This window comes from Fundicoccus culcitae (genome assembly GCF_024661895.1).
Taxonomy (GTDB): Bacteria; Bacillota; Bacilli; order Lactobacillales; family Aerococcaceae; genus Fundicoccus_A; species Fundicoccus_A culcitae.
Genome location: NZ_CP102453.1, coordinates 346,440 through 361,560, shown reverse-complemented (window position 1 = coordinate 361,560; position 15,121 = coordinate 346,440). Strand labels below are relative to the sequence as shown.

The following is a 15,121-nucleotide window of genomic DNA, read 5'->3' as shown; positions in this document are numbered from 1 at the left end:
ATTGCCTCCTTTTACTCAAAATCAACTATCACAGGATAATGATCCGAAGGATAGCACCCATTAAATTCATCACGTATAATTTGTGATTGTTGTATTTCTAAGTCTTTTGTAGAGAAAATATGATCGATAGGTAAGCCCTCTTTTGTGCCCTTATACTCATGAAAGGTCAAAAGTTTATGTGGATTTGTTTGTTTTAGATGGTTATAACTATTATTCAGTTGTCTTGAATTTAGTAATGGGTCTAACCAACCCTCTGTTGGTAGAGTATTGAAATCACCCATAATAATAGCTGGTAATGAAAATTCTTGCGTTAATTCCGTTATCTTTTCTAATATTAATTTGCTTGACTCTTCCCTAGCTACCGTTCCAATATGGTCAAAATGACAATTTATAATATAGTATGGCTTTTGTTCATTATTATGTAATTTAACCCATGATGCAATTCTTGGAAATGCTGCATCCCAACCAATTGAATAATCTTCATCAGGGTTTTCTGATAACATAAAAGATCCTGCATCGATTAAGGTATAGCTATTTTTATTGAAAAAGATAGGTTCCATTTCAGTATCTGAATCATTGGAACGAAACTCACCAAAATAGTCGTAATGATGGAATAATTCTTTTTTTAGATCTTCATACATATGCGGCATAACTTCTTGAAAACCAATGATTTCAGGTTGATGCGCTTGAATAATTTGAAAAGCATATGTTTTTCTTTGCGTCCAATTCTGTTGGTCTTCTTTTATTTCACGTCTTAAGTTGAATGTCATAACTCGCATAGATATTAACCCCTTCTGTATTTTGTTTAGCTATATCATAACATGAACAGATTTCATTTAATAAGAAAAAACAACAACTTGAATCTTGATGAATTCAAGTTGTTGTTTTAAATCTATATTACTTCACTTTTCTTGAACGATCGCCTACATAGAGTAACATTACACCTAATACTAGTACCACACTAGCCAACCAAACAATTGATTCTTCACCAGTACTTGGTAATTCAGTTTGATCTGGATCAGCTGGTTTTGGATCTTCTGGTTTTGGTTTTTCAGGATCAACTGGCTTTTCAGGTTCAACAGGTTTTCTAACAAATCCAAAGTCTAACGTTGGATCGCGTTGACCATCTTCAGTTAATTCTACCGAAGTTGCTTCCCATGTTGATGAGTCATTAGCTCTGTCGCCTGCACCTTCAATCGTAGGTACTAACTCAGGATACAATTTCTCAAAGGCATCACGGTCAATTCTGACTGTATAAGTATTATCGATTGGTAAATTGTCAAATGAGTAATAGCCATTTTCATCTGTTGTTTGTGGTCCTACTGGATTGCCAAACACATCGGTGACTGGATTACCTTCTGCATCTACAATGGTTAAGATTACACCTTCTAAAGGTATATCTGTTTCATCTTGCAGACCATCTTTATTAACATCTTCCCATACATAATCTCCCACGCTAACACTTGGACGAATGAAACCAAAGTCTAGGGTTGGGTCACGTTGACCATCTTCAACCATGTCTACCGAAGTTGCTTCCCAAGTAGATGAGTCATTCGCTCTGTCACCCGCACCTTCAATCGTAGGTACTAACTCAGGATACAATTTCTCAAATGCATCACGGTCAATTCTGACTGTATAAGTATTATCGATTGGTAAGTTGTCAAATGAGTAATAGCCATTTCCATCTGTTATTTGTGGTCCTACTGGATTGCCAAACACATCGGTGACTGGATTACCTTCTGCATCTACAATGGTTAAGATTACACCCTCTAAAGGTATATCTGTTTCATCTTGCAGACCATCTTTATTAACATCTTCCCATACATAATCTCCCACGCTAACACTTGGACGAATGAAGCCAAAGTCTAGGGTTGGGTCACGTTGTTCATCGACTGTTAAGTCTTCAGAAGTTGCTTCCCAAGTAGATGAATCATTAGTTCTGTCACCCGCACCTTCAATCGTAGGTACTAACTCAGGATACAATTTCTCAAAGGCATCACGGTCAATTCTGACTGTATAAGTATTATCGATTGGTAAGTTGTCAAATGAGTAATAGCCATTTCCATCTGTTATTTGTGGTCCTACTGGATTGCCAAACACATCGGTGACTGGATTACCTTCTGCATCTACAATGGTTAAGATTACACCCTCTAAAGGTATATCTGTTTCATCTTGCAGACCATCTTTATTAACATCTTCCCATACATAATCTCCCACACTAACACTTGGACGAATGAAGCCAAAGTCTAGGGTTGGGTCACGTTGACCATCTTCAACCATGTCTACCGAAGTCGCTTCCCATGTTGATGAGTCATTAGTTCTGTCACCCGCACCTTCAATCGTAGGTACTAACTCAGGATACAATTTCTCAAAGGCATCACGGTCAATTCTGACTGTATAAGTATTATCGATTGGTAAGTTGTCAAATGAGTAATAGCCATTTCCATCAGTTGTTTGTGGTCCTACTGGATTACCAAACACATCGGTGACTGGATTACCTTCTGCATCTACAATGGTTAAGATTACACCCTCTAAAGGTATATCTGTTTCATCTTGCAGACCATCTTTATTAACATCTTCCCATACATAATCTCCCACACTAACACTTGGACGAATGAAGCCAAAGTCTAGGGTTGGGTCACGTTGACCATCTTCAACCATGTCTACCGAAGTCGCTTCCCATGTTGATGAGTCATTAGTTCTGTCACCCGCACCTTCAATCGTAGGTACTAACTCAGGATACAATTTCTCAAAGGCATCACGGTCAATTCTGACTGTATAAGTATTATCGATTGGTAAGTTGTCAAATGAGTAATAGCCATTTCCATCAGTTGTTTGTGGTCCTACTGGATTACCAAACACATCGGTGACTGGATTACCTTCTGCATCTACAATGGTTAAGATTACACCCTCTAAAGGTATATCTGTTTCATCTTGCAGACCATCTTTATTAACATCTTCCCATACATAATCTCCAACACTTACTCTAGGTTTTAATTTATTTACTAAATCAAAGTTGTCTTCATTTGAAGTTAAATCATAGCCAACAATAACTTCTTCTGTCACAGTATAAACAATCTTTTGACCATCTTTGTAAACAGGTAGATTTGTAAAGGTATAATCCCATACATTTCCTTCACCATTTAGCACGACACTATCAATTTCTTCACCATCAGCTAATAATGTAATGTCTAATGAATCAGGTCTCGCGCCGTATTGATTATCATTATCATCCCATGTTTTAGTACCAACAATGTCACGTACTTCAGGGGTATGACGGTTAACAATTATCGAGTTACCATCTACGACTGGATTAGCAACCGTTGTACTATAGCCTTCTGGTACCTCTACTTCATCTACAGTATAGACAATTGGTTGACCAGCAGCATTTACTGGAAGATTTGTCCACGTATGTGTCCATGTTGGACCACTTACTTCAACCGGCTCGCCTACAGGTTCAAAGTCACCCATTAATTGGATAACTACTGATTCTGGACGGATACCATCTTGATTATCAGCATCATCCCATTGTTTAGTAACAGTCACAGATGTTTCATCTGGTGTACGATGGTTGATTAAATCAAACGTACCTACTTCAGATGTTAAGCTATAACCTGTAGGTAATGCTTCAATGACAGTATAAACAACTTCTTCACCATTTCTATAAACTGGTAAATTCGTGAATGCATAATCCCATACATTACCGTCACCGCTGACTTCCTGACGATCAACTTCTTCACCATCAGCTAATAATGTGACCACTAATGATTCAGGTCTCACACCATCTTGATTATCAGCATCATCCCAAGTTTTAGTACCAATAATATCTATCACTTTTAATGTGTTCGTTATTGCATTACTTTCATTATCTACGGTTGATTTATATGCAATATCAACTTTTTCAGTTAAGGTATAAACATACTCATTTCCTTGATCGTCAAATACAGGAACATCTGCGAATACAAATTGCCAATCGTCATCAGCAGTAACAACTTGAGTTGCTAAAACATTACTTGTTTGTGATCCTTCAACACTTTGAACTAAGTTCACTGTGATTGATTCTGGACGTAAACCATAAATATTTTCAAAGTCATCCCAAATCTTATTACCTTCAATATCTTTAGTAATCAATGAGTTTATAACATTGTAACCATCTATCGTCGTATCATAAGCAGGAACAGCCTCTTCAACAACTTTATAATTGTATTCATTACCTTCTGCATCAAATTTAGGTACTGACTCAAACACATGACTCCAATCGTCGATTGAAGAAACTGTCACACTGTCAAACAGCTCATCATTTTGCATTAAGTGATAAGTTATTGTGTCAGGACGTAATCCATATTGATTATCAAAGTCATTCCAAGTTTTAGCAACTGGAATATCAATAGTGATTAAATTATTGATTAAGTTATATCCATCTTCAACAACATCATATGCACCAATTGGATTACCCTCGGTAGCTTCTTCTGTTACAAAGTAGATATACTCATTTCCAGAAGCATCAAATTTTGGAATATCATAGAAACTGAAACTCCAATGATCGTCAGCTGAAATTACTCTAGAGAATAAGATATTTACTTCATCAGAACCCTCTACTGTTTGATTTAAGTTTACTTTAATAGCATCGGGTCTTAAACCATATTGATCATCTTTATCATTCCATACTTTTTCTCCATTAACATCAAGAGTGACTAAAGTATTAATGAGATCATCATAGTATGCTTCCATTTCATAAGCTGGAACATCATCAACGACACTATATGTATATTCTTCACCTAATTCATCATACATTGGTAGTCCAGTGAATTGGTAACGCCAATTTCCTAAACGATCCACTGAAACTGTCTTGGTATCAAATACTTGACCATTCTGTAGTACGGAAACTTCTATTGAATCAGGACGTAAACCATAATAGTCATCAAAGTCTTCCCATACTTTAGAACCATTCAAGCTAGTCACATCTGTATTTACATAAGTGTTAGTAAATATCACTTGTCCGTCGTCAGTAATTGTTCTTACAGAAGTATATGGACTAGGAACAACTTCACGTAATTCATATTCATACGCTTGACCTAATTCATCGTATTTAGGTAAATCATTAACTTCAAATGTCCAAACATTACTGTTATCCGTTGGAGTAACTTGAATAACGCTTTGTTCTACTCCATTACGATAAAGAACTAATAATATAGAGGCAGGTCTTGTACTGAATTGATTATTATAATCATCCCATACTTTTTGGCCTTCAACATCAACCGTTTCAGTATTGACATACGAATTGTAAATGTTAAATCCATCTACTTGTGATGTATAAAGTTTACTTGCGTCTTCATCAAGTTCTTCTTCAATTGTATACACATATTCTTGACCATTTTCATCATGAATATTTAAATCTGTAAAGCTATAGAACCAATTGCCTTCATCATTTGGAGTTACTTCAACATCCTTAAAGAACTCTCCATTACGTAATAAGTTTACGGTAATGGATTCAGGACGAGTTTCAAATTGGTCATTATAATCTTCCCAGAATTTTTGACCTGATACAGCTGTAAATAACGGATCGACGGTATTCACAATAAAGTTTTCACTGTAGGTTGTTTCATAGCCCTCAACAGCTACTTCTTTAACTGAATAAGTATAAGCTTCACCCTCTGCATCGTATTTCGGTAAATCATTGAAACTAAAGTTCCAATTACCCGCTACATCAGGTGACACAGTTTGTGTAAATTCCGCTCCATCCATCGCTACATCATTTTGATAAAGCGTAACTGTAATAGACTCTGGTCGAGTATTGAAATCATTATTGTAGTCATTCCATACTTTTTGACCTTGGAAATTAACCGTCTCTGTATTGACATAGGTATTGGTGATAGTTAAGCCATCAATAGCTTTAGTGTACGGAGCCGTTACGATTTCATCTACTACGTACGCAAATGCTTGACCATTTTCATCGTACTTAGGTAAATTTGTAAATTGATAACTCCATACATTATCTCCATTACCATCGTCGGTAATTAATTGATACATAAATACTTCGCCATTTTGATACAAGTAAACGGCGATGTTTTCTGGACGAGTATCATGCTTATTCTCATAATCCACCCAGACTTTTTGGCCATCTAGATTAACTGTTTCAGTATTTTGATACGTATTGACAATATCCTTACCATTAGTCGTTGAAACATAATTTTCAACGGCTTCTTCTTCTACCGTATAGTTATAAAGATTACCATTCATATCATACTGCGGTAAATTCGTGAAACGATAATTCCAGTTACCATCTGTATCTGGAGTAACTGCTACATCGGTTATCTTATTGCCATTCTGCAATAAATTAACTTGGGTGGAGTCAGGACGTGGTGTTAATTGGTTGTCATAGTTATCTAGTTGATCAAACCAATCGACCCAAGTTTTAGTCCCCTCAAGATCTATCGTCATCAGAGAATTGGTGATGGTTGTGCCATCAATATCTGTTTCATATCCTGGAACCAGATTTTCAGTCACTGAGTAGGAATAAGCTACTCCATTAGAGGTATACATTGGAAGATTTGTAAATTCAAATTCCCAATCATCATCTGCGGTAACAACTTTTGAATCAAAAATGAAGGATTGATTACTTCCAGTGTGCGTTTGGACTAAATTAACTGTAATGGATTCAGGAGCAGTGGTATATAGATTATCTGCACCTTCCCATACCTTCACGCCTGATACTTCAGTCGTTAGTAATTCATTGTAAATATCATAACCATCAACATTAGATTCATATCCAACGACCGGAACTTCTTCGATTGAATAAATGAATTCAACACCTTCTGAATTAAATATTGGTAAATTAGTGAAGGTATATGCCCAATCATCAACGGCGGTGACTCTTTGTGTATCTAACACTAATGGTGCGATGTCTGAACCTTCTACTGTCTGCATTAAATTAAGCGTAATATAGGCAGGACGTGTATCGAATTGATTATCGAAATCATTCCATACTTTCTCACCATCTACTTGCATTGTTTGGAGTGTGTTCGTAATAGTAGATCCATTAACGCTAGAATCATAACCTGGAATCACATCTTCAGAAACAGAATAGATATATTCGTTGCCTAAAGAATCATATTTAGCTAAATCTTCAAACAAATAACTCCAGTTAGTTGATGTGTCCACACTTACAAAGTCAATCGGGTCGCCTACAGCTTCACCTTCAATTGATTGGTATAAGTTAATATTGATTGAAGCAGGTCTTAAACCATGGAAATTCTCGAAATCATTCCAAACTTTATTACCACTAAAGTCAACAACTTCCGTATTCACATATGTATTAGTAAATGTAACAGTTTCTTCTTCAGAGCCTGTTTTAACAGAGGTATATGGCGTATTAACTAATTCTTCTACTCTATAAGTATATTCTTGACCTAACTCATCGTATTTAGGTAAGTCTGTAAAACTAAATGCCCATGTACCATCTTCATTCTCTGAAGGTGAAAGTACAAAGTTTTCAAGAACTGCGTCATTACGATAAAGAACCAATAGTATAGAGGCAGGTCTTGTATTGAATTGATTATTATAATCATCCCATACTTTTTGGCCTTGAATATCAACCGTTTCAGTATTGACATAAGTATTATAAATATCAAAACCATCTACGACAGAATCATATAGCTCACTTGAAGCAGCATCTAATACTTCTTCAATTGTATACACATATTCTTGACCATTTTCATCATGAATATTTAAATCTGTAAAGCTATAGAACCAATTGCCTTCATCATTAGCTTTCACTTCAACACTATCTATAACGACACCATTTTGTAATAGATTTACGGTTATTGATTCAGGACGAGTTTCAAATTGGTCATTATAATCTTCCCAGAATTTTTGACCTGATACAGCTGTAAATAACGGATCGACGGTATTCACAATAAAGTTTTCGCTGTAGGTTGTTTCATAGCCCTCAACAGCTACTTCTTTAACTGAATAAGTATAAGCTTCACCCTCTGCATCATATTTCGGTAAATCATTGAAACTAAAGTTCCAATTACCCGCTACATCAGGTGACACAGTTTGTGTAAATTCCGCTCCATCCATCGCTACATCATTTTGATAAAGCGTAACTGTAATAGACTCTGGTCGAGTATTGAAATCATTATTGTAGTCATTCCATACTTTTTGACCTTGGAAATTAACCGTCTCTGTATTGACATAGGTATTCGTGATGGTATTTGTATTTTGATCAATTGATTGAGTGTAGGGACTTTGAATGACTTCATGAATTGTATATGTAAATTCTTGTCCATTGTTGTCATATTTTGGCAAGTTGGTAAATTCATGAGACCATTCATTACCTTCTATACCATTACTATCAACAATTGCATATTCAAAGTTGACATCGTTTTGTCTTAGATAAACCACGATACTCTCTGGTCGATGCTCGAATTTGTTATCATAATCATCCCAAAGTTTTTTAACTTCAACTGAAGTTGTCGCATCATTAATTACTTTATTGGTTAGATTAAAATCAACGATATTTAATAGTTCGTAGCCTTCAATGACTTCTTCAGCTACTGTATAGTTGAATAAATTACCATTAGCGTCATATTTTGGTAACTCGTTGAAGTTATACTTCCATTCAGTTGCCTCAGAAGCAACTGACGTTAATTGATTATCAGCATCTGGATAGGCTTCACCGTTTTGGAATATTGAAATGGTTACTTCTTCAGGACGTTTCCCTAATAAATCATCCCAATCATCCCAGATTTTTTCACCATTAATGGAGGTTGTCGCATCATTAACAACCGTGTTGGTAATTGTAAAACCATTAATGTTAGCTTCCTGATAACCCTCAACGATACCTTCAGTGACACTATATGTGTACTCAATACCAGCATTATCATATTTTGGAAGTTCTGTAAAACCAAATTCCCAATTGCTAGCTTCATTAACTAGCATTGATACTTGATTATCAGCATCTGGATAAGGCTCACCATTTTGGAATAAGTAGACCGTCACATCATCTGGACGTTTACCTAATAAATCATTCCAGTCATCCCATACTTTCTGGCCATGAACCTCAGTTAATTCATCACTGACATCATAGGTATTAACTAAATTAAACGCATCAAGACTCATTTCATAATGATTCGGGACTATTTCAGTGATCGAATAATTATATAACGATCCATTTTCATCGTATTTTGTCAAATTAGCAAATGAATACTTCCAGTCTTCTTGACTTGAAATAGTTTTTTCTTGGAATAGTTGACCATTTCGTAATAAGCGAACAACGATATAATTTGGACGTGTATTATGAGCGTTCTCATAATCTACCCAAGTTTTTTCGCCGTTTATAGTAACTGTTTCAATATTAGTATTTGTTACGGTCAAACCATTTTCTACCTTTGTATAACCTGCAGGTGTGTAAGGTTCACCTTCAGCATTGACTTCTCTAACAAAGTAGTCATAACGTTCACCCGTTGACGAAAACTCTTCTAAGCCAGACCAAGTTACAGTTTCTGTTGGATTATTTCCTGAAATACGTTTTAATTCAACACTAACCGCTTCTTCATCTTGCCCGAAGACTCTACGATATAGTTTCAACCAAGTTTCTGGGTGACTACCTTCATTTAAAGTGCCAGGTTGCCAAGATTTAGTCGCAGAGATATCTCTTGTTTTAAATTGATTGGTGATAGTTACTTCATTACCTGTTGCGGTAACAGGACCAACTTTGAGTGGTTCCCAGCTTGAATCAGTAACTGAAACCTCAAAACCACCTGGGACAGTCGCACTATAACCAATAATCAAATAAATAGGTTCTTCCAGTTTTTGATACGCATTAGGCGTTGACACTTCGCGTCCAATATAGCGACCTGCCCTCACGTTATTCACATGAATATAACCTAAATCATCGGTTGTTAATGTTCCACCAATTGGAACTTCAGTTATACCGTTAGGTAATAAACGTACAAATTCAAAAGTGGTATTTGCGATTGGTTCATCTAAAGTATTTTTCTTATAAATCACAAAATTAATTGACGTACCACTACCACCACCGCCAAATGACCATTGTCTTTCTTGGACATCTGAGTTGCCTTCTTCAATGGCTTCTTTGCCATCACCGCCAAATAATTTTACACTATTACTTGCTTTATAGGTTCCAATCTGTTCCGCATTAGCACGAGTAGAATAACTAATACGCACTGCATGTGTTAAGTCACTTGGGAACGTAATTTCAAACCTTTTATTACTATCTTTAATACTTAAAGTATAGGCGCTCTCATCTAGTTCATTTCCTGATCCATCCATAATTTTGAAACTATCAGGTAGATAAGCATGCGTTTCGTTTAAATCATCTGTAATTCTAGCATTAGGAATTCTTAAACCTAAAGCGTTTAATTCAATATCCCAATCAATATTTTCAGTTTCTTGATTGAATACACCCACCTTATCGATGTCATTGTTTGTTCCATCATAGAAATAACTAATTTCAGCTGAATCCGAAACAGCTGCATGATTAGTATTTGTTAATGTGGTTGTATTAGTATACAAATCAATCTGGTCATTGACTGAAGGGTAAAATAGAATTTCCGTTTGGAAAGTCACTTCGTATTGATAAGGTCCATCTGGTAAAGTTATTGCAAAAGAATTATCATCATAAGACATAGGCAACCCAGTGAGGACATCTCCACCTACACGTTTAACAACAATTGTCGTAGGGTCTAATTTTTGGTCCGCTGGAATTTCGTCACTTAAAACAGCTCCAACTAAATTCACCAAGTGATTAGCCGTATCAGTATTCGCTATAATCTTCCAATTAATTCGATCATTAGCAACCGATTTATCTTCGACTTTATCAATGTCTCCGACGGATTTACTTACACCAATCGTTGGTGGAGCAATCGTTTTTTCAGCTGAATCATTCCCACCACGATAAGTAATAGCTGCGGTATTCTTAATTTCTTCAACCTCTTCTGTTGGAGATAAAGTGGTTGTATAAGTTAATTGATAGGCTTTAGCATCTAAACGGTTGTTGGCAGTAACTGTAAAACTACCACCTGCTGTTGGTGAAATTGTGAAATTAACTGTTTCATTCGTTTCACCACTCATTATTTTTATATCACTAACCGTAACCGTTGCAGGTGTATATGTATCCGTTAAAACAAAATCATAAATGACGTGTTGATTGGTATTAAAATCAATCACCCAATTAATTGATTTTGTCCCATCCTCATTAATGACTACATTACCTGTTTTTGAAATGCCTGGGTCGCGTTTGCCAAGAGAACTATCGGCGCTTTCAGTGCCTCCACGCCAAACCAGTGTTGCTTCGTTTTTATGATCTAAATTGTCAGTATCATCCGTTGTTGTTCTAAAGACAATTTGATAAGTGGCATTGGTATCTTTGTTAAGCGTGAGTACAAAACCAGTCGCGGAAGTAGATATCGAATAAATATCATTGTGTCCAGTAATATCTGTACCATTCTCTAACACTTGGATACTGCCGTCAATCAAACTAAAATTAGCTGAAACAAAATTATCGGTTAAAGTATCCCCTGTTTCAAGAAGGATTTTACTATTATTGAATTCGACAACCCATTCAATTTCTTGATTGCTAGAGTCAGAATTGACCTTATAGCCATTATTCCATTTTCTAACACCCGCTTTAGGACCTTCTTGTTCAAAGTCAACCGTAACCCCAGGTAAATCTGTACCTTCGCCATTGTTAAAAATTAATTCGGCATCATTGGCTAAGTCCGGTTGTTGCATACCTGCGACCGTATAATATGTACGATAAACAAAGGTATACGTATTTGGACCTGCATCGGTGATATTTAATGTGAAACCAACACGTCCATCAGCATGTGTATATGAGTTAACAGTGTAATTTCCAACCTCAGAACCATCTATTAATAATTCATATAAGGAAGAATCATTGGCATCAAAATCTAGATAGGTGCCATTGAAGACGTCAGTTACACTAATATTTTGGACATCCACTTTCTTACTATTTATGGTCACTTTCCACTCAATATATGGATGACCTTCGGCATCGACTTTTTGTTCACCGATTTTATCACCATCAGGAATCGTATTGACGGTTACCGATGCATCATCTTGATTACCAATATTATCTGAAATAGTATTAACTATTTCACCGTTTGATCCAAATGGTATCGATGATGTAAACGTAATATAGTAAGAACGACCATTAGCATCAATAGCTGGAATAGTTACTTGACCGCTCTCATCGACAGACGGATGTACTTCAATGACTGTTCCCCAGTCAGTGACGTCACCATCTACATCTGTCACTACTTCTTGAACTTTAATACTATTGATATCAATCGCACCTGGACCTTGTTCGCCAACCGTTGATAAGACATCGGTTAAAGTGACATCGGCTCCAAGATTTTCACGACCGTAGTTGTATTCAACTTGCCATTCAATGACATTGACATTTGATTGTGATTGATTTCCAGATTTAGTTAGTGTAGGAATATCTCCGGACCAAGAAGTTTCAATAGAATCTGATACATTCTTTGTCGTTTCATCTAAAATAATCCGTGCATTATTATTAACGGTAAGGTTGCCCCCACCATCTGGTCTAAGCAGACGAGTTGTATAAGTAATTTCATAAGCGTCTTCAATAGCCCCTAAATTCAATTCAAAACCACTTGCTGTAATCGTTGGTTCGATGTCAACCGTCTCACGACCAATTTCTACATTGGCATAGTTACGGATAATTCGTTCAACGATAAAACTACCAGGAACAATTTCTTGGTTTGCTCCTACATCATCAATGATGGTTGCTGATGTAAAACTGCCCATTGAATCATTGGCTCGAACAGTCCAATCAGCATATTCCGGATTTCGATTGGTATAGTTTTTTACATCCCCATCTAACACATAGGGATTAGATGCTTCTTTTTTATCTGTTCCAGTATAAGCTTCTTGCTCTGGACGAAAAATCAATTCATAAGACCCATCATCGACTAATGGGATATTAATAACTACATCCCCACCATTTTCAAATGGATCATCTTTAAAATCACCCGCAAAATTAATATTAAAAACTCTATTGTCTAGAGTGTCGATAATATCACTAAAAGTAACAATTAGTTCCCCATTAGTTAAACTTACGGTTCCTATTAAGTCACCAAAATCATTGGTTAATGGTAGATTGTCAATCACCTCATCTGGTAATCCAACAAGTTTCATTAAGTCGGATATTGGAGCTACATATATATCACCTGGATTAATAGTTATTGAATCAGGGATGCTGAAACTTAAGTCAACTCCGATTGTATCTGTATCTTTAACATTAATTTCATTTACCCCAGAAACTAAGACTTGCTCATTATCTTTCCCAGGATTTAATGTAACCACAATACTATCTAAAAAATTATAATCACTAAGATCAGCTAACGGTTCAACCATCAGCGCACTAAAAGCAATGGGTGTATTAGATTGTCTAGTTGCTTCTATAATATCTCCATTAGCAAATGTAAAATATGCTTGAGCATGAAGATTAAGGTCAATGGCTTCTTCATTGTTAATTAAGATAAGGTTATTGGGTAATAAAACTTCTGTGTCTAAATTAGTTATTTCAGGATTAAAAGTATAAGTTGCTAATCGACTCACTTCATCAAAAGACCAGCCTTCATTATTAGCAGCATCGAAAGTTAAATTATCTGAAACTTCGACCTTTACTAAAATGTTTTTAATGGCAGATTTTCCACTACCATTTCCTTGTCCTTGATCAGCTAATGAAAAATAGAATTCTACTTCTGTCAATCGCTGAACCGAATCATCATTTGGTTCACTTGGGTAAGTTACGTTGGTTCTAAATTGAGGTTGACGAGTGACAAATTGATAATTAACGGTTCCTGTTTGTGAAATTGTTGTATTTTCATTGATCAACTCCACTTTCACGGGGATTAACGTGTTATTTGGAATTGATCCATCATCTTTTGTCTTTAAAGCTAACGTCACTAATTGGTTATATGTATCAGATAATTCACTAAATACATATTCTACAATTAATTGGTTATTTTCCGTTGTAACACGACTTGGAGTCAAAGCGCCATTAAAATAATCGCTTGAGTTGCTATAATAGTCGATGTATTGAGCAGGGACAGTTAATCTTAATGTTACATTGTTCAATACAGCTTGTGAATTGGTTATTCTAACAGGAATATTGAAATTGCTACCTGTTTTAAATTGAGTAACTGATGCATCTTGTATTCCTTCAAATTGAATAGTAGTAATTGCTACTTCATCTTCTACACTTTCGGTATCACTAGATTCTTCAATACTTTCTTGAATTTCGATAGACGATTCTTCGACTATTGAAGTTGACTCTACCGGAACTTCTGGCGATTCCTCTTCAACTGGAAGTGTTGGTTCATCAAAAATCGATTCTTCAGCCGGAGATTCGATTATTTCTGAAATTGATTCTACTGAAGACTCAATTGGTAAAGATTCTACTAATTCACTGACCAATTCACTATTTTGATCCGCTTCAGCCTGTGCTATCAATGGCTCAATTAAGACATTCATTGTTAATACAAAAACCGTTAATAGCTTTGAAAATTTATTCAAATATTTCCCCTACTTTCTATACTTTATTGGTTTTAACTCATTTGGAAAACAAAAATGTTGTCCGAAAATCATCAAGTAAAATATTGTATTTAAAAACCCTCCCCTAATTGAACAAAACAGATAACAACAATCATTTTCAACAAAGTAAACAGTGCCATATAAAATTATAACAATTCTAAAAACCCTTTTATTTTCATGTTTTTGTTCCGGATAGGTAATATTTGAGAATTTGTAAACAGTTCAGCTGAAAGTGATAAATATTAAATATAAAATGTATTCCGCATGTTTAAATCACAGAAAATATCAATGTTTATATTAAAGCGATAAATGAATATGATCATGTTATAACTTTTATATTATTAGAAATTCGCTATAAATTAAATTAATATTTAAACTCTTGTAGTCGTCCAATTATTAATATTAAATTAGTTAGAGCAAATTGAATAACTATTTGAAACATTTTTTCAAAAGCCGCATAAATCTCATAATGTATTATCAAATTTTGACATAGATTAATATAATTTTATTT

The 15,121-nt window shown here is 35.4% G+C and carries 2 protein-coding genes; both read right to left on the bottom strand.

Annotation, left to right across the window (positions count from 1 at the left end):
• Positions 1–11 precede the first annotated feature (11 nt).
• On the bottom strand, positions 12–779 hold the full coding sequence (locus NRE15_RS01750) for an endonuclease/exonuclease/phosphatase family protein (RefSeq protein ID WP_313793902.1): 768 nt from the start codon (positions 777–779) through the stop codon (positions 12–14).
• Positions 780–897: 118 nt separating this feature from the next.
• Positions 898–14,592 (bottom strand): Cna B-type domain-containing protein, encoded by a 13,695-nt coding sequence (locus NRE15_RS01745; RefSeq protein ID WP_313793901.1) that lies wholly within the window; start codon positions 14,590–14,592, stop codon positions 898–900.
• Between the last annotated feature and the right edge of the window lie 529 nt (positions 14,593–15,121).